Here is a 24,984-nt window from a genome sequence, read left to right on the forward strand (position 1 = left end):
CTGGGGCTGGGGGTCAGCGGGTGATGTCCTGGGCGGCCAGCAGGCCGAGTTCGTTGCGGTGCGGGATGCCCTCCCAGTCGCCGGGGACGGAGACGGCGAAGGCGCCGCAGAGGGCGGCGAGCCGGAGCCGTTCGGGGACCGGGGAGCCGTCGAGGAGGGCGGCGAGGTAGCCGGAGACGAAGGCGTCGCCCGCGCCGACGGGGTCGACGGCGGTGACGGGGATCGCGGCCCGGAGGTGGCACGCGCCGCCGGTGACGGTGAGGGCGCCGTCGGCGCCGAGCTTGAGGACGGCCTCGGCGGGGCCGAGCCGGGTGAGGGCGAGGGCCATCTCCTCGGGTGCGCCGTCGGGGACGAAGAGGGTGGCCTCCTCGGGTCCGGCGAAGACCAGGTCGGTGTACGGGAGGAGTGGGCCGAGCACCTCGGCGGCGTCGGCGCGGCTCCACAGGCGGGCGCGGTGGTTGACGTCGAGGGAGACGGTGACGCCGGCGCCCCGGGCGAGGGCCACCGCGTGGGCGACGGCGGCGCGTGCGGTGGCGCTCAGCGCGGGGGTGATGCCGGTGACGTGGAGGATCCGGGCGCCGGTGACGAGGGACTCGTCGAGGTCGCCGGGGGCGAGCCGGGAGCCGGCGAGGCCGGCCCGGTAGTAGCCGACGCGGAGCCGGTCGGCGGTGCGGCGCTCGCGGAGCATCAGTCCGGTGGGGGCGTCGGGGTCGGTGCGGGCGCCGGTGACGTCGACGCCCTCGGCGCGGAGTCCGGCGAGGATCATCGCGCCGGCGGCGTCGTCGCCGACCCGGCCGGTCCAGGCGGCGGTGTGGCCGAGCCTGCTGACGCCGACGGCGACGGTGGCCTCGGCGCCGGCCCAGCCGAGCCGCATCGGGGCGCCGTTGGCGAAGGGTCCGGGGGTGGTGGCGGCGACGACGGCCATGGCTTCCCCGAGGGTCACCAGGGCGGGGGCGGGTCCACGCGCGCGTGCGGGGTGCGTCATCGGAGCCGTATCCCGTCCAGGAAGGCCGCCGCCCGCTCGGTGAGGGCCGTGAGCGAGCCGCCCTCGCAGGCGTCGCCGACGAGGGGGCCGCCGATGCCGAGGGCGGTGGCGCCGGCGGCGAGGTAGGCGGGGGCGTCGGCGGCGCCGATGCCCCCGGTGGGGACGAGCGGGATGTCGGGGAGCGGGGCGCGGACGGCCTTGAGGTGGTCGAGGCCGCCGGTCGAGGCGGGGAAGAGCTTGACCATGGTCGCGCCGGCCCGCCAGGCGGTGAGGATCTCGGTCGGGGTGTACGCGCCCGGCAGCACCGGCACGTCGAGGCGGACGGCCTCGGCGATGACGTCGGTGCAGGTGGCGGGGGTGATGAGGTAGGTGGCGCCGGCTTCGACGGCGGCCTGCGCGTCGGCGGGGGTGGTGACCGTGCCGGCGCCGAGGGCGAGGCCGGGCGGGGCGTCGGCGGCGTACTCGCGGAGCGCGTCGAGGACCCCCGGGGTGGTGAGGGTGAACTCGGCGGCGCGGACGCCGGAGGCGAGGAGGGTGTCGGTGACCTCGGCGAAGCGGGTGGCCGAGGAGGAGCGGAGGATCGCGATGACGGGGGCGGCGGCCAGGGCGGCGCGCAGTCCCTCGTACGGGCTGGTCATGGTGGGTTCCTGAGGGTGGGTCACTGGTGGTCGGCGTACGGGGTGGCGGGCAGGCCCGTGACGCCCGGGCGGCAGACGAAGAGGCGACCGGCGTCGGGTTCGGCGCGGCGGCGTTCCTCGGGGAGGTGGTGGGTGGCGGTGGTGATGACGAGGACGTCGAGGTCGGGTCCGGCGAAGGCGCAGCTGGTGACGTGGGAGGCGGGCAGCTCCACGCGCGCGTGCGGGGCGCCTCCGGGGGTGAGGGCGAGGACTTCGCCGCCGCCCCAGACGGCGACCCACACGTTGCCCTCGGCGTCGACGGTGAGGCCGTCGGGGTAGCCGGTGTCGAAGGCGGCGAAGGGGCGGCGGCCGGAGACGGCGCCGGTGGCGGGGTCGTAGTCGAAGACGTCGACGCGGCGGGTGGGGCTGTCGGCGTAGTAGAGGAGGGTGCCGTCGGGGCTCCAGCCGAGGCCGTTGGAGATGGTGACGGGCTCGACGAGGGTGGTGAGGCCGTCGCCGTCGAGGCGGTAGAGGGCGCCGGCGCCGGGCCGCTCGTCGAAGGCCATGGTGCCGCCGAGGAGGCGTCCGGCGGGGTCGACGGAGGCGTCGTTCAAGCGGCGCGGGACGCCGTCGTCGGGGAGGGCGGGCGCGGCGAGCGCGACGGCCTCGGCCGGGGGCCGGCCGTCCTCCAGGCGGACGAAGGCGGTGCCGGCGGCGACGAGGAGGGCCCCGGAGGCGCAGGGGACGGCCGCGCCCACGGGGCGGTCGAAGCGGAGGGCGGCGGTCGGCACCACGTCGGTGCGGCCGTCCTCCCGGGTGAGGGCCGCGCGGTGGACGAGGCCCTCGGTGATGTCGACCCAGAGGAGTTCCCGGCGGGCGGCGTCCCAGACCGGGCCTTCGGGCAGGCGGCCGGGCGCGGGGGCGCAGGGCACGGCGCTGAGCTGGAGCATCGCTTCTCCTCCGGGGTGGGTGCTGAGGGGTGATGGGGTGACGGCAGAAAAACTACGGGTTCGTCTAACGGTTGTAAATAACCCTCCGGGCTCTTCTTCCAACCCTTCGAATAAGATCGGGTGACGACAGCGCACCGACGGAGGGCAGCAGGGATGATCAGGCGCACCTCGCAGGACATTCGCCGCCTCAACCGCTTCGAGGTGCTGCGCCGGGTCTACGCGGGCCCGGGCGCGATGAGCCGGCAGGACGTCGCCGCCGCCACGGGCCTCTCCTTCGCGACGGTCGCCAACCTCACCGCCGAACTCCTGGAGGCCGGCGTCCTCGTCGAGGCCGGGCACGAGGAGTCCGGCGGCGGGCGGCCGCGCGCACGGCTCGCCGTGAACGCCGAGCGCGGCGCGCTGATCGGCGTCGACATCGCCGAGACCTCCGTCCACGCGGAGCTGTTCGACCTGGCCCTGACGGTCCGGCACTCCGTGGAGCGGCCGCTGCCGCCGGGGGACGTCCGGCCCGCCGACGTCGTCGACACGCTCGCCGGGGCCGTGGAGGAGCTGCTCGCCGAATCCGGGACCGACCGCGCCCGGGTCCTCGGCGCCGGGGTGAGCGTGCCGGGCATGGTCGAGCGCGAGGGCGGGGTCTCGTCCTTCTCGCCGTACTGGTCCTGGCACGAGGTGCCGCTGCGGGCCCTGCTCGACGAGCGGCTCGGGCTGCCGCTGTGGCTGGACAACCCGCTGCGGGCCAGCACGGTCGCGGAGATGTGGTTCGGCGCGGGCCGCGAGGTGGACGACCTGGTGGTGCTGACGCTGCGGGCCGGTGTCGGCGCGGGCATCGCGGTCGGCGGGCAGCTGTACCGCGGCTTCACCAACAGCGCGGGCGAGTGGGGGCACACCTGCCTCGCCCTCGACGGCCGGCCGTGCACCTGCGGCAACCGGGGCTGCGTCGAGGCGTACGTGTCGCTGCGCGGGATCGCCGAGACCTGGCGGGAGCTCGCCCCCGGCGACGAGCGGGCGGCCGGGCCCGACGACGCGGCGACGGTCGCGGCGCTGGCCCGCGCGGCCGACGCGGACGATCCGGTGGCCGCCGCCGTCGTGGACCGCACGGCCCGCTACCTGGGCGCGGCCGTCGCCAACCTCGTCAACCTCGTCAACCCTCAGGTCGTGGTGGTCGGCAACCAGGTCGTCGACCTGCTGGGCGAGCGGCTGCTCCCGGCGGCGTACGAGGCGGTGGGCCGGCACGCCCTCGCCCTGCCGCACCGCGCGGCCACCCTGCGCCGCAGCGCCGTCCCGCACAACCCCGTGACCCGGGGCGCGGCGACCTTCGCCCTGGAGGGCTTCCTCGACGACCGCGAGGTCTTCGGCCCGGTCAGCCGCATGCGCAGGGCCGCGAAGGGCGGCGGAACCGCGAGTGGCTGAGCACGAGCTCCGGCCCTGGCCCGTGCGCGGGCCGGCGCCCACGGCCGGCCCGACCCAGGCGTACCGGGCCGCGTCCGCGCGCCGGCCGGTCGTCGCCCGCCGGCGGGCGACGGTCCCGGGGGGCCCGCCGGCGCGGGCGTGCGACGCCGGGTTCGCGCGCGGGCCGGGGCCCGTGGGCGCGCGCGGGCGGTACGGGGCGGCGCCCCTGCGGGCATCCGCGCCCGCCCGGGTGTCAGCGCACCGAGCCGCGGTGGCCGAGGCGGGTGGAGAGGTCGGTGGCGCCGTGGACGGCGAGGGCGGTGAGTTCGTTCTCGCGGGCCTCGTCCCAGCGGATGACCGGGACGGAGACGGAGAGCGCGGCGACGACCCGGCCCGTGCGGTCGCGGACGGGGGCGGCGACGCAGGAGACGTCCGGGTTGGACTCGCGCTGTTCGACGGCGACGCCGAGGATGGCGATCTCGGCGAGCGCGGCGCGCAGCACGTCCGGATCCGTGATGCTGTTCGGGGTCATGCGGGCCAGCTCGCGCCCGTCGAGGAGCGCGTCGAGCTCCTCGGCCGGCAGCATCGCGAGGAGCATCTTGCCGACGGCCGTGCAGTGGGCGGGGAGCCGCCGGCCGGCCGCCGACACCATGCGGACGGCATGGGTGGAGTCCACCTTGGCGACGTAGATGACGTCCGCGTCCTCCAGGAGCGCCACGTGGACGGTCTCCCCGCAGGTCTCGGCGATCTCGTGGGCGACCCGGCGCCCCTCCGCCGCGAGGTCGAGCTGCTCGGCGTACCGGCTGCCGAGCTGGTACGTGCGCACCCCGAGCCGGTAGCGGCCGGGCTGTTCCGGCACGGGGACCAGGTAGTTGCGCGCCACGAGCGTGGAGACCAGCTCGTGGGTGGTGGTGCGGGGCAGCCGGAGGCGGCGGGTGATCTCGGGCGCGGAGAGCGTGCCGTCCCCCTGGAGGAAGAGCTCCAGAATGTCGAATGCCCTGGCCACCGCGGGCACGAGTCGTCCCATGGCCCCCACCCCACCTTCACGCCGTTCGATATGTCGTACCACGACCGAAATCGCGGACAGAGACTAGCCCCCGACCGGAAACCGGGCAACGGCACCGGAGCGCCCTCGGTGACGCTCGGCGCCCCGGACAGCCGCTGCCCGCGCTCACGCCCACCCGTCGAACGCCGTTCGGCACGATGAACATCCTGGGAGCCTCCACCGTGCGCATCACGGGCATCACCACTCATGTCGTCGGCACCCCCTGGCGCAATCTCACCTATGTCCTGGTGCACACGGACGAGGGTCTGACGGGCGTCGGCGAGACCCGGATGCTCGGTCACACCGACGCCCTGCTCGGCTATCTGCGCGAGGCGGAGGCGAACCACATCGCGGGCTCGGACCCGTTCGCCGTCGAGGACCTCGTCCGGCGGATGAAGTACGGGGACTTCGGGCGGGCCGGCGAGATCGTGATGTCCGGGATCGCGGTCGTCGAGACGGCCTGCTGGGACATCAAGGGCAAGGCGCTGGGCGTGCCGGTCTGGCAGCTGCTCGGCGGGCGGGTGACCGAGCGGGTGCCCGCGTACGCGAACGGCTGGTACACGACCGAGCGGACGCCGGAGGCGTATCACGAGGCGGCGCGCGCGGTCGTGGCGCGCGGCTACCGGGCCCTGAAGCTCGACCCGTTCGGCGCCGGCCGCCTCGAACTCGACCCGGCCGCCTCGCGGTACGCGATCTCGCTCGTCGAGGCCGTGCGGGACGCCGTCGGCCCGGACACCGAGCTCATGGTGGAGATGCACGGGCGCTTCTCCCCCGCGACGGCGATCCGGCTCGCCCGCGAGCTGGCCCCCTTCCGCCCGGCGTGGCTGGAGGAGCCGGTGCCGCCGGAGAACCTGAAGGCGCTGGCCAAGGTGGCCGGGAAGACCGAGCTGCCGATCGCCACCGGGGAGCGGATCCACGACCGGATCGAGTTCCGCGAGCTGTTCGAGTCCCAGGCCGCCGACGTCATCCAGCCGGACGTGGGGCACATCGGCGGCATCCTGGAGGCCCGCAAGCTCGCCGCGACCGCCGAGACCCACTACGTGAGCGTCGCCCCGCACAACGTCGGCGGCTCGGTCCTCACCGCCGCCTCCCTCCAACTCGCCGCCTGCACGCCGAACTTCAAGATCCTGGAGCACTTCAACGACTTCGCCGACGCGGAGATCCGGAAGGTCGTGCGCGGGGCGCCGGAGATCGACCCGGAGACCGGCTGCTTCCCCCTCTCGTACGCCCCCGGCCTCGGCGTCGAGCTCGACGTGGACGCGGCGGCCGCATTCCCCCGGCAGCGGGCCAGGTTCGACCTGTGGGCCGACGGCTGGGAGAAGAGGCGGCCGCAGTGAGCGCCGGGGCACCCGACCGCGCGGTCCTCGTCGAACGGCCCGGCGTCCACCGGCTGGTGGCGCGCCCGCGCCCCGCACCCGGCCCGGGCGAGGTCCTGGTGCGGGTCGCCGCCGCCGGGATCTGCCTCAGCGACCGGGAGGTGTACGAGGGGAGGCGGGCGCCCGGCTACGTGCGCTATCCGGTGGTGCCGGGCCACGAGTGGTCCGGCACCGTCGAGGCGGTCGGCCCCGGCGTGGACCCGGCGCTGCTCGGCCGGCCGTGCGTCGCCGAGGGCTTCCGCCGCTGCGGGACCTGCGAGCGGTGCCGGTGCGGCGAGACGAGCCTGTGCACGGCCGGGTACGCGGAGACCGGCTTCACCGAACCGGGCGCCTTCGCCGACCGGCTGCTCGTGCCCGCCCGGCTCCTGCACCCCCTGCCGGAGGGCGCGGACCTGCGGGCGGCGGCGCTGCTCGAACCGGCCGCGGTGGTCGCCGCGGCGCTCCGGGCCGGGCGGCCGCGCCCCGGGGAGCGGATCGCGGTCGTGGGCGCGGGCACGCTCGGCCTGCTCGCCGTGCAGTGGCTGGCCGCCCGCTCCCCCGCCGAACTGGCCGTGGTCGACCCGCACGCGGCCCGCGCCGACCGGGCCCTCGGCTTCGGCGCGACCCGCGCCCTGGACCCGGCGGAGGCCACGGGCGCGCACGGGGAGTTCGACCTGGTGGTGGAGACGGCCGGGGCGCCCCCGACGGCCGCCTCGGCCTGTCTGCTGGCCCGCCGAGGCGGCCGGGTGGTGCTCACCGGGATGTTCGCGGAGGGTGCCACGGGCATCGACCCGGTGCACCTGTCGGTGAGTCAACTGGAGCTGCGGAGCGTCTTCGGCGCCTCCTCGGCCGCGTGGGCGGACGCGGTCGCGGCCTTCGCCCGCGGGCTGCTCGACCCGACGCCGCTGATCACCCACGCGTTCCCGCTCGACGGCTTCGCCGAAGCGCTGGCCCTGGTCGGCGGTGGCGACCCGGCGGTCGGCAAGGTCCTGCTGATCCCCTGACCCGCGTCACGGACGACCCACCTCACGGACGACCCACGTCACGGACCGAGCCGTTCGATGCGCTCCAGGTGTTCCTCGCCCCAGGCACCCAGCGGGGCGAGGGCCGTGTTCAGCGACCGCCCGAACGGGGTGAGGGAGTAGACCACCTTCGGCGGCACCTCCTCGTGCGCCTCCCGGTGCACGAGGCCGCTCGCCGCCATCTCCTTCAGCTGGAGGATGAGGATCCGCTCGCTGATCCCCGGGACGGCCCGGCGCAAGGCCCCGAAGCGCAGCGGCTGTTCCCCCAGGGCGAAGAGGATGAGCCCTTTCCACTTGCCCCCCCATGACCGCGATGGCCGCGTCCAGCCCGCAGGTGTACTTCCGTCCGCCCATCCCGCCCGCACCCTCCACGTACCTTCCTGTGCGTACCCGACAGAATTGTCGGTACTTGATCCAATGTACGGACTCTCGCACGATGGATCCGGGGCCGCGAACAGCCGCACACGCGCCCCGATCCACCGCACTTACTTGGGAGTTGGACATGCCGGAGCAGCAGCACCGCACACCCGTCACCGTGATCGGCCTCGGATCGATGGGCAGCGCCCTCGCGGGGGCGTTCCTCGCCGCCGGCCACCCGACGACGGTCTGGAACCGGACCCCGGAGCGGGCCGCGCCGCTCGCGGAGCGCGGTGCGACGGTGGCCGCGACGCCGGCGGCGGCCGTGGCGGCGAGCCCGCTGGTCGTCGCCTGCCTCACCACCTTCGACGCCACCCGGGAAGTCCTCGACGCCCCCGGGGCGGACCTGGCGGGCCGGACCCTGGTGACCCTGAACAGCGGGGCGCCCGCCGAGGCCCGGGACACGGCCCGGTGGGCGGCCGGACACGGAGCGCGCTTCCTGGCGGGGGCGGTCCTCGACATCCCGTCGGCGGTCGGCGCGGCCGGGACCCTCCTCACCTTCGCCGGTGAGCGGGCGGCCTTCGACGCACACGCGCCGGCGCTGCGGGCGCTGGGCGGGGACTCCGTCCACCTGGGCGAGGAGCCGGATCTGGCGGCGCTGTACGAGATGGCGGTGGGGGCGGCCCTGTTACCCGCGCTCGTCGGCTTCTTCCAGGGCGCCGCCGCCCTCCAGGCGCGCGGCCTGACGGCCGCGAGCATGGTGGGATTCACCGGCCGGCTGCTCGACATGACCAAGGAGCTGCTGCCGGTGTTCGCCGACGAGATCGACCGGCGCGACTACGGCGCCGGGGAGTCCTCCGTGAACCTCTTCCTCGCCGGCACCGCCCACGACGCGGCGCTGGAGCAGGAGACCGGGGTGGACGCCCGCTGGCTCGCGCCGCTGCACGACCTCGTGCGGCGGGCCGCCGAGGCCGGTCACGGCGAGGACAGCGTCGCCGCTCTGACCGAGCTGCTGCGGGGGCCGTCCGACGCCTCCTGACCGGACCCGGCCCCGGCCCCGGCGCCCCGGTCCCGACGGTCAGCCGGCCTCGGGCTCGGGGTCGGGGTCGGGCTCGGGGTCGGGGTCGGGCTCGGCGAGGAGGTCGTCGACGAGGGTGAGGCGGGTCTCGGGGTAGTACTCCGCGATGGCCTCGCGCATCATCGCCTCGCCCTCGGGGTCGGGCGTACCGCACTTTTCGCGGGTCTCCCGGTCGGGCCAGCGGGCGTACGCCACCCAGGTGCCGTCGTCGGCGCGGTGGAGCCGGGAGCCGTAGCTCCCGCACTCCTCGTGGATCGCCACGGTGACCCGGTGCCAGCCGTCCATGAGCTGCTGCTCCCGGCCGGGACGCAGCCGCCACCGGTACACCACCGCGAACATCCGCCGACCCCCTCGTCCTCTGCCTCGCACGAAGGAACTACACCGACCAGTTCACTGTCAAGACTGAACAGTTCGGTCCGGCCCCGCCGAGGCTTTCGTCGAAGCGCTTCGATTTTTCGCCGCCGACAGTCTGGACACGTCAACTCCCCCGCGTTACCGTCTCGCTGAGCGTCGAAGCGATCTTTCGACGGCACCGTCGAAGCGATTCACCAGTCCTGGCCGCGGGGAGATCGGATGGTCACGCTTGCCGAGGTCGCCCGCCACGCCGGGGTGTCGGCCAGCACGGTGAGCTATGTCCTGAGCGGCAAGCGGCCCATCTCCGAACCCACCCGGCGGCGCGTGCGGGCCAGCATCGAGCAGCTCGGCTACCAGCCGCACGCCGGGGCCCGGGCGCTCGCCAGCAGCCGGTCGCGGATCATCGCCCTGATGGTGCCGCTGCGCACCGACATGTACGTGCCGGTGATGCTGGAGATCGCGGTCGCCGTCGCCACCACGGCCCGGGCACGCGGCTACGACGTGCTGCTGCTCACCGGCGAGGAGGGCCCCTCGGCGCTGCGCCGGGTCAGCGGCAGCGGGCTCGCCGAGGCCGTGATCCTCATGGACGTGCAGCTCGACGACGGACGGCTGCCGGTGCTGCGGGGTGCGGCGCCGCCGGCCGTGCTCGTCGGGCTGCCCGCCGACCCGGCCGGACTGAACTGCGTGGACCTGGACTTCGCCGCCGCCGGGGCACTCTGCGTGGAGCACCTGGCCGGGCTCGGGCACCGGGAGATCGCCGTCGTCGGCGGCTCGCCCGGGGTGTACGCCCGGCACACCGGCTTCGCCGAGCGGACCCTCCGCGGGCTGCGCGAGCGGGCCGCGCGCCTCGGCGTGGGGCTGCTGCACCGGCCGTGCGACGGCGGTCACGACGCGGTCGCCGGGGTGCTGGCCCGGATCCTCGACGAGCGCCCGGCGGTCAGCGCCTTCGTGGTGCAGAACGAGAAGGCGGTGGAGCCGCTGCTCGCCCTGCTGCGGCGGACCGGGCGGGCGGTGCCGGAGGACGTGTCGGTGGTCGCGGTCTGTCCCGAGGGGGTGGCCGCGCAGGCGTCGGTGCCGCTCACGTCGGTGGCGATCCCCGCGCAGGAGCTGGGCCGGCGGGCGGCGGAGCGGCTGTTCGCCCGGCTCACCGACCCGGACGGGCCGGCAGCGACCGGGGTGGAGCTGCTCGCCCCGGTGCTGACGGTCCGGGAGAGTTCGGGTCCGCCGCCGGCCGGCCGGTTCACGGACTGACGAGGACGTGGTCCTCGCCCGCCCGCAGCGCGAGCCGCCGCCTTCCCTCGGGGGCGCAGAGTTCGATCGCGGCGTCGCGGTCGGGGCGGAGCACGGCCCGGTACGTCCCCGGTGCCCAGGTCAGGTCGATCCGGGCGCCGAAGCGGGTGCGCACCCCGGTGAGCCGGCCGCGGGCACAGAGCCCGGGCGGCGGCGCGGGCAGCAGGACGAGCCGTCCGGGCGTGGAGCGGACCAGTGCCTCGACGAGCAGAGCGGGCAGGGCGTGGGCGGCGTCGGCGTTGTAGACGTCCCGCTTCGGGTAGTGCGCGCTCATCAGGGAGGCGTGGAAGTAGTCGCCGCCGAGGACCCGGCGGAGGGCGTCTCCGGTGCGGCCGGGGTCGCCGAGCCGGGCGGCGATGAGCCCCTGGTGGAGGTGGCCGTGGGCGGAGTCGTTCTCGCTGCCGCGCAGGGCGAGGGCCCGGGCGGCGGCGCGGGCGAGGCCCGGGGTGTCGTAGGGGGTGATGGCGTCGAGCGGCCAGACGGGGTAGAGGTGGCTGAGGTGCCGGTGGTCGTAGCGGTCGCCGAGGCCGGGCCAGGCCCATTCGGCGAGGGCCCCGTCGCCGTTGACGCGGTAGGGAGGGAGCCGGTCGGCGAGGGCCCGCAGCCGCACGGCCCGGTCCGCGGGGGCGCGGTCGGCGGCGGCCCTGAGGGCGTGACGGGCGGCGGCGAGGTCCATGGTGGCGTTGACCGCGCCCCAGCTACCGCCGCGCGGGCGGTTCTCCGGAGAGTAGGAGGGGACGACGGCGAGGTTCCCGTCGGGCCCGGTGCGGGTGAGGAAGTCCTCGTAGAAGTCGGCGAGTTCGAGGAGGAGTCCGGTGAGCCAGGGATCGCGCCGGCCGTCGGCCTCGTCCGCTTCGACGAGCGGGAGGAGGAGCCAGTCGGCGGCGGCGGTCCACAGGTGGAGGGGGTACGCGCGGTCGAAGTGGTACGTGTGGCCGCTCTCGCCGTCGGTGTGGGCGGGGGCGACGACGCCCCGGGTGCCGAAGACGGCGCGGGCGTTGTCCCGCCAGTCGGCGACCTGGCCCCGGACGAGGTCGCGGTGGGCGTCGAGGACCTCGGGCAGGTCGGCGGCGACGGCGGAGGCGGTCTGGAGGGCGAGGTTGGCGTCGGTGGTGAAGCCGCCGGACCAGGCGGTGTCCCAGTCCCCGGTCCACAGTCCGCAGAGGCGGGGCGGGTAGAGGCCGGACGAGGAGAGCAGGTGGTGGCGGCCGGCGGCGAAGAGCCGTTCGAGGAGGGCGGGCCCGGCCGGCCGGCCGAGCAACTCGCTTCCGGACAGGGCACGTTCGTCGGGGTCGGCGCCGAGGTCGAGGGTCACCCGGTGGTAGGCGGCGCCGTGGAGTGCGGTGTGCCGGCCGAGGAGGCGGGCGTACGCGGCGGCGGGGCCGTCGTCCCCGGCGAGGGCGCGCAGGGCGGCGGCCTCCTCGGCGGGGTCGTAGGGGCCGTCGTGGCGGTGCACGCGGGTGAGCAGCAGGAGTCCGCCGGCGCCGTCGACGCGGATGCCGCGGTCGGTGAGGGTGGTGCGGCCGGTGTCGGCGACGACGAGGGTGACGCCGGTGTAGCCGAGGGTGGAGCCGGGGTAGCGGGCCTGGAGGGTGAGGAGGGTCTCGCCGTGGGCGGTGGCGAGGCCGCGGCCGGTGGCGAGGCCGGGCGGGACGCCGTCGAGGCGGTGGTCGAGCGCGACGGCGACACGGGGGCCGGGCTCCGTCACGTACTGGACGAGGACGTCGTCGGCGCGGGAGGCGAACACCCGGCTGGCGCGGGTGCCGGCGGTGGCGGCGGCGACGCCGGTGGCGAAGTCGACCTCGCGTCGGGTCGCGCCGGTCACCCCGCCGGTCGCGGCGCGGACGCGGGTGAGGAAGCCCGGGTGGAAGGGCTGGATCCAGCGCAGCGGGCGGCCGTCGGTGAAGGCCTCGGCGGCGGTGAGGTCACCGGCCAGGAGGGCGTCCTGGAGGGCGGGTAGCCGGTCGGCGAGGCGGGGCGGGTCGGTGTCCCCTGGCCGGTGGTGGGGGCGTACGAGGGTGTGGTGGGTGACGATCACCCGGTCGTCGGCGGGGTCGCCGTACACCAGCGCCCCGTGCCGGCCGTTCCCGGTGAGGAAGGCGTCCTCCCAGCGGGCGGCGGGGGCGGGTTCCCAGGTGCCGTGCACGGGTCCGGTCATGGGTGCACCTCCAGGACGGCGGCGCCGAAGCGGTCGAGGGTGAGGGCGGAGTCGACGGTGGTGCCGGTGAGCAGGTCGCGGTGGCGGCCGGGGACGGTGACGGTGACGGGCTCGCGGCCGTGGTGGAGCAGGAAGAGGAGGTCGCCGCGGCGGACGGCCTCGACGCCGTCGGGGAGTCCGGCGAGGACCGGCCGGACGCCCGCCTCGGTGGCGGCCTCGGCGAGGAGGGTGCGCAGCGCGGCGGGTTCGGGGAGGGTGGAGAGGTAGCGGGTGCGGCCGTGGCGCAGGACGGCGGGGCGGCCGTCGAGTTCGCCGCCCCGGTAGGCGGCGAGGATCTCGGTGCCGGGGGCGGGGACCAGCTCCTCCGACCAGAGGGTGCCGTGGAAGGTGCCGCAGTCGACGCGGTCGCCGGGGGCCAGGGGCCACCATTCGTCGACGCGGTCGATGCCGAGGAGGGCGCGGAGGCGGGCGTCCATGCCGCCGGGGCGGACGCGGTCGTCGGGGTCGGCGACGCCGGTGAAGAAGCCGCAGACGAGCCGGCCGCCGCCGGCCGTGTACCGGCGCAGGTTGTCGAGGGCGGTGTCGTCGAGGAGGTAGAGGTGGGGGACGACGACGAGGGGGTGGGCGGTGAGGTCGTGGTGGGGGTGGGCGAGGGTGGTGGGGAGGCCGGCCTCCCAGAGGGCGCGGTGCCAGGTGCGGACGAGTTCGCCCTGGTCGAGGTGGGCGGAGAGGGCGCCTTCGTGGCGCTGGGCCCACCAGGAGTCCCAGTCGTGGAGGAGGGCGATGCCGCCGGCGGGCAGGCGGCTGCCGGCGACGCGGGGGCCGAGGCGGGCGAGGTCGGCGCCGATGCGGACGGTCTCGCGGAAGCCGCGTCCCCGGGGGCCGCTGTGGCCGAGCATGCCGGAGTGGAACTTCTCGGCGCCCTGCCGGGAGGCGCGCCACTGGAAGAAGTGGACGGCGTCGGCGCCGCGGGCGACGGCCTGGAGGGTCCACAGCCGGTTGAGCCCTTCGGGCTTGGGGTGGTTGACGGGGCGCCAGTTGACGGCTCCGGCGGCCTGTTCCATCACCATCCAGGGGCGGCCGCCCGCCTCGGCGCGGGTGAGGTCGGCGAGGAAGGCGTTCTCGTGGGCTCCGGCGCGGGGTGCGGCGGGGTCGGGGTAGACGTCGACGGAGACGAGGTCCTGTTCGGCGGCCCAGGCCCAGCCGTCCTGTCCGGACCAGAACGGCATGAGGTTGGTGGTGACCGGGAGGTGCGGGGTGTGGCTGCGGACGATGTCGCGTTCGGTCCGGTAGCAGTCCAGGAGCCGGTCGGAGGTGTAGCGGCGGAAGTCGAGGAGGTGCGCGGGGTTGCGCAGGTAGTGGGCGCGGCGCGGCGGCAGGACCTCGGCCCAGTCGGCGTAGCGCTGGCTCCAGAAGTCTCCGCCCCAGGCGGTGTTGAGGGCGTCGAGGGTGCCGTACCGGTCCTGGAGCCAGGTGCGGAAGGTGCGGGCGGCCTCGTCGCCCCAGTCGTAGGTGCAGTACTCGTTGTTGATGTGCCACATGACGAGCGCCGGGTGGCGGGCGTAGCGGGCGGCGAGGTCCTCGGTGAGGGCGGCGGCGTGCCGGCGGTAGGCCTCGCTGGAGTGGGAGAAGTGCTGGCGGGAGCCCCACCATTCGGTGCGGCCGTCCTCGTCGCGGGGCAGGGTCTCGGGGTGGAGACGGCCGAGCCAGGGCGGCGGGGAGGCGGTGGGGGTGGCGAGGACGACGCCGACGCCGTGGTCGTGGGCGAGGTCCATGAGCCGGTCGAGCCAGCCGAACTCGCGGGCGCCCGGCTCGGGTTCGAGCCGGGCCCAGGAGAAGACGCCGAGGGTGACGGTGGTGACGCCGGCCCGGCGCATCAGCCGCAGGTCCTCGGTCCAGGTGCCCTCGGGCCACTGCTCCGGGTTCCAGTCGGCGCCGTAGAGGAGGCGGGGCGGGCGGCCGGGCGGGTGGGTGAGGTCGTCGAGGCCGGTCATCGGGGCTCTTCCGTGAGGTGGGGGTGGGGGGCGGCCCGTGACGGGCTCAGCCCTTGACGGCGCCGGTGAGCATGCCCTTCTTGAAGTGCTTCTGGACGAAGGGCGAGAGGACGGCGACGGGCAGCAGGGCGAGGACCATGACGGCCATCTGCACGGCGAGTCCGGAGAGGTTCCCGGCCTTGACGGCCTGGCCGAGGCCGACGGGGATCTCCTGCTTCTGGGCGAGCTGGATGAGCACGTTCTGCAGCGGCATCATCGCCTGGTCGTTGAGGTAGATGGAGGCGTTGAACCAGGCGCTCCAGTAGCCGACCGCGTAGAAGAGGGTGATGACGGCGATGACCGCGCGGGAGAGCGGCATCACGATCGTCCACAGGATGCGCAGGTCGCCGGCGCCGTCGATGCGGGCGCTGTCGACGAGTTCGGGCGAGATGCCCATGAAGAAGGCGCGCAGCACGAGGATGTTGAAGACGCTGACGGCGCTGGGGAGGATCAGCGCCAGGTAGGTGTCGGTGAGGCCGAGGGTCTGCACCAGCAGGTAGGTGGGGATGAGTCCGGCGCCGAAGAACATGGTGCCCATCAGCGTGAAGAGCAGGGCGCGGTGGCCGAAGGAGCCGGGCCGGGAGAGGCCGTACGCGCAGAGCACGGACACCGTCATGGAGAAGAGGGTGCCGGCGAGGGTGACGCCGAGGCTGACGGCGACGGCGCGGGTGACCTGGCCGCCGCTGAGCAGCTCCCGGTAGGCGATGAGGGTGAAGTCCCGCGGCACGATGACGAGTCCGCCGGCCTCGGTGATCGTCCGCTTCGAGGAGAGGCTGGTGACGACGACGATCCACAGCGGGAAGAGGACGGCGAGGCAGGCGAGGACGAGGAGCGTGGCCTTGGCGGTGAGCCCGGCGCGGGTGGGCGGCTCCTCCCAGACGGGCCGGGCGGGCGCCGCCCACCGGGAGGGCCGGGCGGTCGCGCCGCGGGCGGGGCGCGCGGGTCGTTCGAGGACGCGCGTGGTCATTTCCGGTACACCCCCTGCTCGCCCATGAGGTGGGCGGCCTTGTTCGCGGTGAGGACGAGGGCGAGGCCGACGATCCCCTTGATGAGCCCGGCGGCGGCCGCGTAGCTGAAGTCCTGGCTGCGCAGTCCGGTCCACCAGACGAAGGTGTCGAGGACCTCGGCGGCCCCGGGTCCGACGGCGTCGCGCTGGAGCAGCAGCTGTTCGAAGCCGACGGTGAGGGCGTCGCCGACGCGGAGCACGAGGAGGAGGGCGACGACGGGCCGCAGCGCGGGGAGGGTGAGGTGCCACATGCGGCGCCACCGGTTCGCGCCGTCCATGGCGGCGGCCTCGTACAGCGCGTGGTCGACGGCGGCGAGCGCGGCGAGGAAGACGATCACGCCCCAGCCGGCGTCCTTCCAGATGCCCTCGGCGGTGACGAGGTACTTGAAGACGGCAGGGTCGGTCATGAGGTCGAAGCCCTCGTGGCCGTGTTCGCGGAGGGTCTGGGCGATGACGCCGGCGCCGCCGAAGATCTGCTGGAAGACGGTGATGACGATGACCCAGGAGAAGAAGTGGGGCAGGTAGAGCACGGCCTGCACGAAGGCTCGGACGCGGGGCCGCAGCACGCTGTGCACGAGCAGGGCGAGGGCGATGGGGACGGGGAAGAAGAGCACCAGCTGGAGGAGGAAGAAGACCAGGGTGTTCTCGACGGCGGCCCAGAAGAGGGGGTCGGACAGGACGCGGTCGAACTGGGCGAGGCCGACCCAGGGGGATTCGAGGATGGCGGTGACGCCGTTGGTGGAGACGTACGGGTCGTAGTCCTGGAAGGCGACGACGTTCCCGAGGATGGGGAGGTAGTTGAAGACGAGGACGAGGACGAGGGCGGGGACCGTCATCAGCAGCAGGGTGCGGTCGCGCCGGAGCCGCCGGCCGAGGGGGATCCTCGGCCGGCGGTCGGTGGTGTCGTGCTTGGCCACGGTCAGCTCGCCGCGGATCCGGTGGTGTCGAGGAGCTTCTTGTACCAGTCGCGGAGCTGGTCGCCGCCCTTGGTCTTCCACTCCGAGACGGCCTGCTGCATGTCGGAGACCTTCTTGCGGCCGCGGACGATGTCCTTCTCCAGCTGCTCGAAGTCGTTCATGAGGCCGGTCCACTGGCCGGGTTCGGTGACGGTGAGGCCGTAGAAGGAGGACTTGCGGGTGACGGCGCCCATCCGCTGCTGCCACTCGACCTGCGCCTTGGTGATCTCCGGCAGGTCGGGGTGGGCGATGTAGGGGGCGGGGCTGGCGACGAACATCCAGGAGCTGCTGACCTCCTGGTTGCCGGCGTCGGTCTTGACCGGCAGGCCGTCCTTGATCGTGTGGTGGACGCCTTCGACGCCGTAGTCGGTGAGCATGCGCTCCTTGGTGCCGTAGGGGGCGGCGGTGAAGTTCGCGATGGCGAGGGCGTCCTCGATCAGCGCCTTGGGGGCGCCCTTGCGGACGAAGGCCCAGATGTTGGCGGGGTTGGTGGCCCACAGCGCCGGGGTGCCGCCCGCGTGGCCGGGGATGTCCATGGCGGCCATGGCGAACGCCGGGTTCTGCGCGGCCATTTCGGCGGTCTTGCCGTACCAGTGGGCGAGGTCGTTGTTGTAGATCAGGCACTGGCCGGAGGTGAAGCGGACGCTGGTGTCGCCCTGGTTCTGGGCCTTCTCGTCGGGGTGGACGACGCCGGCGTCGAAGAGCTTGCGGGTCCATTCGAGGGCTTCGAGGTACTCGGTGGTCTCGATGCGGTTGACCAGCTTGCCGTCGACGAGGTTCCAGCCGAGCGCCTTGTCGCTGCCGTTGAGGACGCCGAACATGTTGTAGGCGGTCCAGGTCATGTCGGCGCAGGCCCAGACCTTCGCCTTCGCGCTGGTGATCTCCTTGGCCAGGGCGAGGAACTCGGCGGCACTCGTGGGGAGTTGCCATCCCTTCGCCTCGAAGACGTCCTTGCGGTAGAAGGGCGCGATGTTGGTGACGTAGGAGGCGGGCATGGGCAGGCCGCGGAGGCTGCCGCCGAAGAGGGAGCGCTGCCAGGCGTCGGTGGGGATGGCCGCGAGGTTGGGGTAGGCCTTGACCTTGTCGCCGGAGAGGTACGGGCCGAGGTCCTCGAACTTGGCGTTGACGGCACTGGGGATCTTGCCGCCGAGGTTCCAGCCGGGGACGACGACGAGGTCGGGGATGTCACTGGAGGCGAGGACGGCGCCGAGCTTCTGGTCGTAGACGTTGCCGTCCTGGTTCTGCCAGGTGGCCTGGACGCCGATCGCCTCGTTCATGGCCTTGTAGTAGGGGTTGTCGGCGGCGGGCGGGGTTCCCCAGAAGGGGGCCATGACGGTGAGCGCGCCGCCCTTGCCCTTCTTCCCGTCGACGGACGCCTTGAGCTCGGCGCTCGGGATGGCGCGGGTGAAGCCGGCGGCGGAGCCGTTCTTCGCGGGGACGTCGGGGGTGACGACGCCGCTGGCGACATGGGCCGGGAGGAGCTTGGCGGCGTCCTTGCCGCTGGTGGTGCCGTCCTTCTTCCCGGTGCCGCCACCGCCGCCGCAGGCGGTGAGCAGCGGGGCCCCGCCGGCGACCGCGACGGCGGCGACGGCGCCGGTGGCGAGGAAGCCCCGGCGGCTCTGCTCGGTTCTCGGGGAGCCCGTGGAGGCGGCGTTCGGCGTCATTGCGTCAACCCTTCATGGCACGCGCCAGGACACACGGCGTCCGAGGGGTCGCCGGCCGGCTGCGGTGTGTGGAGGTGGAGCAGGAGCGAGAAGCGGGGAGGTCGAAGCGACGGATCCGGGAACACGGCAGTCGAAGCGCTTCGATGTTGCTGTGAGGTTAAGTGACGGCCACGGGTGCGGCAAGAGTCGTTCAGGAGTTTCTCGCAGCAGCGCGGAGGAAGGCCTGATGCCTTCAACTCCTGTGGACGAAGGGGAAAGTAGCGGGACCTTACGCCTTGACACCCACACGGGGGGACTGAAGCATCGAAGCGCTTCGAAACTTCCGGCCGCCGGACGGCGGCCGCCGTCCAAGGGACTCGTACGTGACCGCAGACCGGCCGCCCTTCCGTGACCCTGCCCTCCCCGTCGACGCGCGCGTCGCCGACCTCCTCGGCCGCCTCACCCCCGCCGAACGCCTCGCCCTCCTGCACCAGTTCACGCCCGGCGTCGACCGCCTCGGGCTCGCCGCCTTCCGCACCGGCCAGGAAGCGCTGCACGGCGTCGCCTGGATGGGCCCGGCCACCGTCTTCCCGCAGGCCGTGGGCCTCGGCGCGAGCTGGCACCCGGAGCTGGTGCGCCGGGTCGGCGAGGCCGTCTCCCGCGAGGCGCGGGCGATGCGCGCCAAGGACGAGCGGGTCGGCCTCAACGTCTGGGCGCCCACCGTGAACCTGCTGCGCAACCCGCTGTGGGGCCGCGGCGAGGAAGGCTACGCGGAGGACCCGGTGCTCACCTCCGCCGTCGCCGTCGCCTTCACCCGCGGCCTGCGCGGCGACCATCCCACGTACTGGCGCACGGCGCCGGTCCTCAAGCACTGGCTCGCGCACAACAACGAGACGGCCCGCGACACCTCGTCCGCCTCCGTCCGCCCGCGCGTGCTCCACGAGTACGACCTCCGGGCCTTCCGCGGCGCCGTCGAGGCGGGCGCGGTGGCCGGCGTCATGCCCGCGTACAACCTGGTCAACGGCCGCCCCAACCACCTTTCCCCGTACCTGGAGTCGGAGCTGCGGACGTGGACGGGCCAGGAGCTGCTCGTCTGCTCGGACGCGGGCGCGCCCAGCAACCTCGGTGACTCGCAGGCGTACTTCGACACCCACGAGGAGGCCGTCGCGGCGGCCCTGCGCGCGGGCGTCGACTCCTTCACCGACCACGGCACCGACAGCACGGTCATCCTGGGGCGGCTGGAACGGGCCCTGGAGCAGGGCCTGATCGACCAGGAGGACGTGGACCGCGCGGTCACCCGGCAGCTGACCGTGCGCATGCTGCTCGGCGAGTTCGACCCCGGACTCGACCCGTACGCCCAGGAGTCGGCGTACGACACGAACGCCCACCGCGAGCTGGCCCGCGAGGCGGCGGAGGCGGCCCTCGTCCTCCTCCGCAACGAACCCGCCGGCGGGACACCCCTGCTGCCGCTGCGGGAGGGCGGGCGGATCGCCGTCGTCGGACTGCTCGCCGACGCCGCCAAGCTCGACTGGTACAGCGGCGCGCTGCTGCGCCGCTCCTCGCCGCTGGACGGCATCCGGGAGCGGTTCGGCGCGGACCGGGTGGACTTCGCGGAGGGCGTGGACCGGATCCGGCTGCGCACCGCCGACGGCCGCGCGCTGCGCGTCGCCGAACCCGCGGCGGAGGAGTCCGTGCGGGACGCGGAGATCGCCCTCGACCCGGCGCTGCTCGCCGGCCGCACCGACCTGCCGCCCCTGACCGCCGACGCCGAGGGCACGGTCCTCGACCTGATCGACTGGGGCGACGGGGTGCTGACGCTGCGCGCCCCCGACGGCCGGTACCTGTCGGTGGCCGAGGACGGCCTCGTACGCGCCTCCGCGGACGAGCCGGGCGGCTGGGTCGTCCAGGAGACGTTCCGCTTCGAGGCCCACGGTGACGGTCACCTCCTTCTGCACCTCGGGACGGGGGGCTACGTCTCTGTCGCCGCCGACGGCGTGAAGGTTGCCGCCGCTCGCGGATCCGCCGAAGTCCTCACCGTGGAGACCGTCGAGCGGGGCGAGGACGCGGTGGCGCGGGCCGCCGCCGGGGCGGACACGGTGATCGTCGTCGCCGGGAACGACCCCCACATCAACGGCCGCGAGACCGAGGACCGCACGACCCTCGCGCTCCCGCCCCACCAGGACCGCCTGTGGCGGGCCGCGCACGCCGCCAATCCGCGCACCGCCCTCGTCCTCGTCTCCTCCTACCCGTACGCGGTCCCCGACGCGGCCGCCGCGCTCCCGGCCCTCCTGTGGACCGCGCACGGCGGCCAGGCCGCGGGCACGGCGCTCGCGCGGGCCCTCGCCGGGGACGTCTCCCCCGCCGGGCGGCTGCCGCAGACCTGGTACGCCTCCGACGCCGACGTGCCGGACCTGCTCGACTACGACGTCATCGGCGGCCGGCAGACGTACCTCTACTTCGACGGGACGCCGCTCTTCCCCTTCGGCCACGGCCTGACCTACACGCGTTTCGGCTACGACGCCCTGACGGCGGCAGTGGACGCGGAGGAGGTACGGCTCTCCTGCACCGTCACCAACACGGGCGCCGTCGCCTCGGACGAGGTCGTCCAGGTGTACGCGCGGCCCGTCGCCCCCTCGGTGCCGCGCCCGCACCGCGCGCTCGTCGCCCACGAACGGGTCCACCTGGCACCCGGCGCCGGCGCCGCGCTCGCCTTCACCGTGCCCCTGTCGGCGCTCGCGTACTGGGACGTGGCGCACGGCCGGTGGGCGGTGGAACCGGGCGCGTACGAGTTCCTGGCGGGCCCGTCGTCGGCGGACGTCCGCCGCACCGTCCGCGTGGCAGTGGACGGCCTGGTGCCGGGCCCGCGCCCGGTCCTGGAGGCGGGCCTGGAGGCCGCCGACTACGACGAGCAGACCGGCACGGCGATCGTCGACCGCGCCCGCGTCTCCGGCGACGCGGTGACCCCCGCCGGCCCCGGCGTGCCGGGCACGCTCCTCTACCGGGCGTGCGACTTCGGCGACGGGGTCACGGAGGTGGCGGTGACGGCGGCCGGTGAGGGCGAGGTCGTCCTCACCGCGGGTTCCGCCGAAGTGGCCCGCGTGACGCTGCCGCCGACCGGCGGCCGGTACGCGTACGCCACCGTCGGGGCCCCCTGTCACCTCCGCGACGTGACGGATCTGCGCGTCGAGCTGCGCGGCCCGCTGCGCCTGGCGCACCTCGCCTTCGCCGGCTGAGGGGCGGGGCGCGACTCCCCTGGGTCACGGCCCGGATAGGCTCGCCCGGCCCATGACCCAGGGGAGGGAACCCAGATGATCCACATGATCCGCAAGACGCCCGTACGCCGGGCCGCGCTGGTGGCCGCGGCCCTGGCGGCCCTGGCCGTCTCCTGCAGCACGACCCCGGAGCCCGACGACGCGGCAAGGGTCGCGCCGAAGGCCACGGCCACGGCGGAGGCGACGGCGGCACCGGAGGCGACGGCGACCGCCGCGCCCGACGGCGCCGACGCCCTGCCCGACGACGCGACGCGCTCCCCCGCGCCCACGCAGGACCCGTACGCGCCCGAGTCCGGCGAGAAGGTCCGCGACGCCTTCGCGACGCTCCAGGCCACGCTCAACGACTCCTGCGCGACGGACTGCTCCTATTTCCTCGGCCGGGTCCACAAGGAGCTCCAGGAGCTCGACATGGCGATGAAGTCCGACCCCAAGGGCCCGGGCCACTTCCCGGAGCCGATCGCGCGGATGGCGGAGCTGAACGAGACGCTCGCCGGGGACGCCTCCTTCCCGAACCTGAAGAAGCACCAGAAGGAGCTGATCGGCACCCGGGACTTCATCAACACCTGGATGCAGGACCACCCTGACGACTACCGCTGACGGCCGCGGCGGCCAGGGCGGCGGCGACGAGCCCCGCGCTCAGCAGGAACGGCCCCGTCGCCCGGTCCAGGGCCGTCGCGGCGAGCAGCGGCCCGGCCACCGCGCCCACGTTGAGCGCGGCCGTCGCGTACGCCCCCGCGAGCGCGGGCGCGCCGGCGGCCTCGTACAGGATGCGGGCGATGAGCGTGCCCCCGAGGGCGAAGGCCAGGGCGCCCTGGACGAGGAGCAGCCCGAGCAGGGCGGCCGGACGCTCCGCGAGCGCGGCGAGGCCGACCCAGCCGACGAGGAACAGCGGCCCTCCGACGGAGAGGACCCGGGCGGCGTGGCGGTCGGCCAGCCGCCCGGCCGCCGTGACCCCGGCGAAGGAACCCGCGCCGAACAGCACCAGGGCGACGGACACCCAGGCCGCGCCGAGTCCGGCCGGGCCGGTCACCACCGGCGCGAGGAAGGTGAACGCACCGAAGGTGGCGGCGTTCACCAGCGCGGCCGGCACCAGGACACGGAGCAGCCGGGGCGACCGGAGCACCCCGAACTCGGCGCGCAGCGAACGCCGTTCACCCCTGGTGCCGGGAACGCCCCGCAGGATCCCCAACGCGGCGGGCACACACAGCACGGCGACCGCCCAGAAGGCGGCCCGCCATCCGGCGACGGCACCGAGCAGCGCACCCCCGGGCACCCCGGCGACGGTCGCGACGGTCGTGCCGCCCAGCAGTACGGCGAGCGCCCGCGCCTTGCGGTCCGCCGGGACCATGGCGGTGGCGGTGGTGAGCGCGAGCGCGAGGAACCCGGCGTCGGCGAGGGCGGCGACGACCCGGCTGAGGAGCAGGACGGCGAAGCTGTCCGTCACCGCCCCGAGGAGGTGCGCGGCGAGGAAGACGAGGACGCACGCGAGCAGCCCGCCGCGCGCGGACCGCCCTCGGGTCAGCACGGCCATGAGCGGCGCGCCGACCACCATGCCGACGGCGAAGGCGGAGGTGAGCGCGCCGGCGGCGCCGACGCTCACGCCGAGGTCGCGGGCGAGGTCCGGCAGCAGACCGGCGAGCATGAACTCCGAGGTGCCCATGGCGAAGACGGCAAGGGCGAGCAGGTACAGGGGGAAAGGAAGGGGCACGGAGGCTCCGAGGTGAGGTGGGAAGGACGAAGGACGTCGTCGCGTCACCACCGCGGCCCCGCCTCACCGACCCCTCGGGAGCGCGCGGGTACACCGGACCGGCCGCACGGCGCGGGGCGCTGCGGCGGGTCGGTGACCGTTCACCGGCTCAGGGAGTACGGAGGCTCAGGGGCTGACGGCGTGACCGCAAGCCCCCCGCTCTGGATGCCTCGGGGCTGGACATGCCGGGCACGCTACCTCCCGGTCCCTCTCCCCCGCACCCGGTTTCCCGGCCCAGGCCGTTTCTTTCGGATCGGGCCGGATCGGGGAGCGGCGTCCGGTGCGTGCGCTCGCAAGGCGGAGGAGGGAGTCCATGCGGTGGGGGCACCTCCCAGCGGTAGCCGGGGGAGACGCGAGCCCGGCATGATCCGGAAGAGACGGCCTAGGAGCCGGCCTGTTCGTCGTGGGCTTCGAAGACCGCGCCGTCGGCACACGGCTTGCCGGCGAACCGCTCGGAGTCCGCCCCGTCCAGCCCGACCCGGTCGCCCTCCCGGACGTAGAGCCCGCCCCTCGGGCCGTACACGGCGGCCCCGCCGGCCTCCTCCCGGACCGACCAGCCGTGGCCCCAGGCGACGGCCGTCGATACGGCGCCCGCATCGGTCTTCACCGCGACGCAACGGTCGTCGGTGACCACGAGCGTTCCCGAGAGGTGCGCAGAGCGGCCGGGCGACGCGTCGCCCTCACCACGGGTGAGGACCTTCGCGAAGGGCTTTCCGTGCGGGGCGGCATCGGCCGGGTCCCGGCGGCCGGGTGCGGGAGGCGTGGTCGGCCGCACCACGCACGCCTCGGGCGGGAGTTCCCGGAGGGAGGGCCGCGGGGCGCCCGAGGCCGGGGCGGGCACCTCGAACGCGTAACAGCCGGTCACCCATCTCCGGTTCGGGAAAGGGATGCCGGCCGCCTCACCCTGACCGGCCAGTCCCGCGATCACGGTGACCGTCTCGCCCTGGCGCGTGGCACCGACGAAGCCCGCCGCGGGCTTCGCGGCGCCGCCGAAGACCTCGGCGATCTCACCGTCGGGAAGGCTGCCGTTGGCCGCCGCATCACCCAACCGCTCGCGGTGCGTCGCGACGTTCTCCCGCAGGTCCTCACGCGCCAGGGCCTCGGCCCGCGCCGGCCGCGTCTCCAGCCATACCAGTCCGCCGAAGACAGCCGCGAGCAGCAGCACCAGAACGGTCAGGCAGCCGTTGAACAGACAGCCGCCCGGTGTACCCGCCTGGACCTGTGGTCGTCTCGCCATGACCGCAGCGTGCACCACGGGGTGCCCGGCCGTCCCTGCCGTTTCCCCGATCGTGACCGAGAGCGCGTCACCACATCACGATCGGCAGAGCGTCCGGACGCCCATAGGCGAGGATGTGCTTGAGCGCCTCCCCCATGCGGGCGACGTCCTCGGGCGGCGCGTCCAGGACCACCTCGACCACGGGATCGTCCAGGCCCAGGTCGTCCAGGTGCGCGGGGTCGAACGTGACCCTCAGGAGGTCGCCCTCCAGCTCGACCGTGCGCAGGCATCCGTACGCCGTGTTCTGGTCGGGGGTGACGACGCAGTACGAGTCCATGCCCAGCCGGACGGCCTGCGCGTCCGGCTCCTCGACGCCGCCCTGGAATTCGAGCGCGAAGCTCTCCTCGCCCTCCGACTCGATGACACCCGCCGCCGGGACGAACGCGCCCGGCGGAATCTCCTCGTGCCATCCGTAGGCGATCGTCGCCACGAATCTGTAGGTCATACGCCC

20 protein-coding genes and 1 pseudogene are annotated in these 24,984 nt (G+C 74.7%); 7 read left to right on the top strand and 14 right to left on the bottom strand.

Annotated features, from left to right (window positions below):
• Positions 1-13 precede the first annotated feature (13 nt).
• Genes AB0E19_RS04315 through AB0E19_RS04325 form a run of 3 tightly spaced genes read right to left on the bottom strand, consistent with a single transcriptional unit; the run spans position 14 to position 2,552 of the window.
• Positions 14-985: a sugar kinase gene (locus AB0E19_RS04315; RefSeq protein ID WP_362172995.1), complete on the bottom strand. Its 972-nt coding sequence runs from the start codon at positions 983-985 to the stop codon at positions 14-16.
• A complete protein-coding gene (locus AB0E19_RS04320; RefSeq protein WP_362172998.1) occupies positions 982-1,623 on the bottom strand; it encodes a bifunctional 4-hydroxy-2-oxoglutarate aldolase/2-dehydro-3-deoxy-phosphogluconate aldolase in 642 nt (213 codons plus the stop codon). The genes AB0E19_RS04315 and AB0E19_RS04320 overlap by 4 nt, the downstream gene beginning before the upstream one ends.
• Positions 1,624-1,643: 20 nt before the next feature.
• The gene (locus AB0E19_RS04325; RefSeq protein WP_362173001.1) at positions 1,644-2,552 is read right to left on the bottom strand and encodes an SMP-30/gluconolactonase/LRE family protein; all 909 of its coding nucleotides are present in this window, start codon (positions 2,550-2,552) and stop codon (positions 1,644-1,646) included.
• Positions 2,553-2,705: 153 nt separating this feature from the next.
• On the opposite strand from AB0E19_RS04325, the gene AB0E19_RS04330 reads away from it, so the two are divergent.
• A complete protein-coding gene (locus AB0E19_RS04330; RefSeq protein ID WP_362173004.1) occupies positions 2,706-3,962 on the top strand; it encodes an ROK family protein in 1,257 nt (418 codons plus the stop codon).
• Between the two features lie 232 nt (positions 3,963-4,194).
• On the opposite strand, the gene AB0E19_RS04335 is transcribed toward AB0E19_RS04330, so the two are convergent.
• Complete coding sequence (locus tag AB0E19_RS04335; RefSeq protein WP_362173007.1) at positions 4,195-4,968, bottom strand: IclR family transcriptional regulator; 774 nt, start codon at positions 4,966-4,968, stop codon at positions 4,195-4,197.
• Between the two features lie 200 nt (positions 4,969-5,168).
• On the opposite strand from AB0E19_RS04335, the gene AB0E19_RS04340 reads away from it, so the two are divergent.
• Together AB0E19_RS04340 and AB0E19_RS04345 are read left to right on the top strand one after the other, a co-directional pair.
• Positions 5,169-6,323, top strand: a complete 1,155-nt coding sequence (locus AB0E19_RS04340) for a mandelate racemase/muconate lactonizing enzyme family protein (protein WP_362173784.1) — start codon at positions 5,169-5,171, stop codon at positions 6,321-6,323.
• Positions 6,320-7,345 (top strand): alcohol dehydrogenase catalytic domain-containing protein, encoded by a 1,026-nt coding sequence (locus AB0E19_RS04345; RefSeq protein WP_362173010.1) that lies wholly within the window; start codon positions 6,320-6,322, stop codon positions 7,343-7,345. Before AB0E19_RS04340 ends, AB0E19_RS04345 begins: the two co-directional genes overlap by 4 nt.
• Positions 7,346-7,383: 38 nt before the next feature.
• Here the strand turns inward: AB0E19_RS04345 and AB0E19_RS04350 are convergent.
• Positions 7,384-7,717, bottom strand: a pseudogene (locus tag AB0E19_RS04350) (helix-turn-helix domain-containing protein).
• 148 nt (positions 7,718-7,865) lie between these two features.
• Here AB0E19_RS04350 and AB0E19_RS04355 point away from each other — a divergent pair.
• A complete protein-coding gene (locus AB0E19_RS04355) occupies positions 7,866-8,759 on the top strand; it encodes an NAD(P)-binding domain-containing protein (RefSeq protein WP_362173013.1) in 894 nt (297 codons plus the stop codon).
• A 39-nt stretch (positions 8,760-8,798) separates the two neighbouring features.
• Here the strand turns inward: AB0E19_RS04355 and AB0E19_RS04360 are convergent, their stop codons facing one another.
• Positions 8,799-9,137, bottom strand: coding sequence for a hypothetical protein (locus AB0E19_RS04360; RefSeq protein ID WP_362173016.1), 339 nt, complete (start codon positions 9,135-9,137; stop codon positions 8,799-8,801).
• 234 nt (positions 9,138-9,371) lie between these two features.
• Here AB0E19_RS04360 and AB0E19_RS04365 point away from each other — a divergent pair, with 234 nt between their 5' ends.
• Positions 9,372-10,403, top strand: a complete 1,032-nt coding sequence (locus tag AB0E19_RS04365) for a LacI family DNA-binding transcriptional regulator (RefSeq protein ID WP_362173019.1) — start codon at positions 9,372-9,374, stop codon at positions 10,401-10,403.
• Here AB0E19_RS04365 and AB0E19_RS04370 read toward each other — a convergent pair.
• Genes AB0E19_RS04370 through AB0E19_RS04390 form a run of 5 tightly spaced genes read right to left on the bottom strand, consistent with a single transcriptional unit; the run spans position 10,393 to position 18,259 of the window.
• The gene (locus tag AB0E19_RS04370) at positions 10,393-12,600 is read right to left on the bottom strand and encodes a glycoside hydrolase N-terminal domain-containing protein (RefSeq protein ID WP_362173022.1); all 2,208 of its coding nucleotides are present in this window, start codon (positions 12,598-12,600) and stop codon (positions 10,393-10,395) included. The two genes, AB0E19_RS04365 and AB0E19_RS04370, sit on opposite strands and share 11 nt — an antisense overlap.
• Entirely contained in the window at positions 12,597-14,594 is a 1,998-nt protein-coding gene (locus tag AB0E19_RS04375; RefSeq protein WP_362173025.1) for a beta-galactosidase, read from the bottom strand. Before AB0E19_RS04375 ends, AB0E19_RS04370 begins: the two co-directional genes overlap by 4 nt.
• 46 nt (positions 14,595-14,640) lie before the next feature.
• The gene (locus tag AB0E19_RS04380; RefSeq protein WP_362173028.1) at positions 14,641-15,600 is read right to left on the bottom strand and encodes a carbohydrate ABC transporter permease; all 960 of its coding nucleotides are present in this window, start codon (positions 15,598-15,600) and stop codon (positions 14,641-14,643) included.
• A complete protein-coding gene (locus AB0E19_RS04385) occupies positions 15,597-16,556 on the bottom strand; it encodes an ABC transporter permease subunit (RefSeq protein ID WP_362173031.1) in 960 nt (319 codons plus the stop codon). Before AB0E19_RS04385 ends, AB0E19_RS04380 begins: the two co-directional genes overlap by 4 nt.
• Before the next feature lie 2 nt (positions 16,557-16,558).
• Positions 16,559-18,259: a Tat pathway signal sequence domain protein gene (locus AB0E19_RS04390; RefSeq protein ID WP_362173034.1), complete on the bottom strand. Its 1,701-nt coding sequence runs from the start codon at positions 18,257-18,259 to the stop codon at positions 16,559-16,561.
• A 362-nt stretch (positions 18,260-18,621) separates the two neighbouring features.
• Here AB0E19_RS04390 and AB0E19_RS04395 point away from each other — a divergent pair, with 362 nt between their 5' ends.
• Together AB0E19_RS04395 and AB0E19_RS04400 are read left to right on the top strand one after the other, a co-directional pair.
• Positions 18,622-21,471, top strand: a complete 2,850-nt coding sequence (locus tag AB0E19_RS04395; RefSeq protein ID WP_362173037.1) for a glycoside hydrolase family 3 C-terminal domain-containing protein — start codon at positions 18,622-18,624, stop codon at positions 21,469-21,471.
• Positions 21,472-21,546: 75 nt separating this feature from the next.
• Positions 21,547-22,107 (top strand): hypothetical protein, encoded by a 561-nt coding sequence (locus tag AB0E19_RS04400; protein WP_362173040.1) that lies wholly within the window; start codon positions 21,547-21,549, stop codon positions 22,105-22,107.
• Here AB0E19_RS04400 and AB0E19_RS04405 read toward each other — a convergent pair.
• The 3 genes from AB0E19_RS04405 to AB0E19_RS04415 form a co-directional block, all read right to left on the bottom strand.
• Complete coding sequence (locus AB0E19_RS04405) at positions 22,067-23,218, bottom strand: Cmx/CmrA family chloramphenicol efflux MFS transporter (RefSeq protein ID WP_362173043.1); 1,152 nt, start codon at positions 23,216-23,218, stop codon at positions 22,067-22,069. The two genes, AB0E19_RS04400 and AB0E19_RS04405, sit on opposite strands and share 41 nt — an antisense overlap.
• Before the next feature lie 421 nt (positions 23,219-23,639).
• Positions 23,640-24,494: a hypothetical protein gene (locus AB0E19_RS04410; RefSeq protein ID WP_362173046.1), complete on the bottom strand. Its 855-nt coding sequence runs from the start codon at positions 24,492-24,494 to the stop codon at positions 23,640-23,642.
• A gap of 67 nt (positions 24,495-24,561) precedes the next feature.
• Positions 24,562-24,978: an Imm10 family immunity protein gene (locus tag AB0E19_RS04415; RefSeq protein ID WP_362173049.1), complete on the bottom strand. Its 417-nt coding sequence runs from the start codon at positions 24,976-24,978 to the stop codon at positions 24,562-24,564.
• Positions 24,979-24,984: the final 6 nt, after the last annotated feature.

The sequence above is a fragment of the Streptomyces sp. NPDC047974 genome, from assembly GCF_040653375.1.
In the GTDB taxonomy this organism is placed as follows: domain Bacteria; phylum Actinomycetota; class Actinomycetes; order Streptomycetales; family Streptomycetaceae; genus Streptomyces.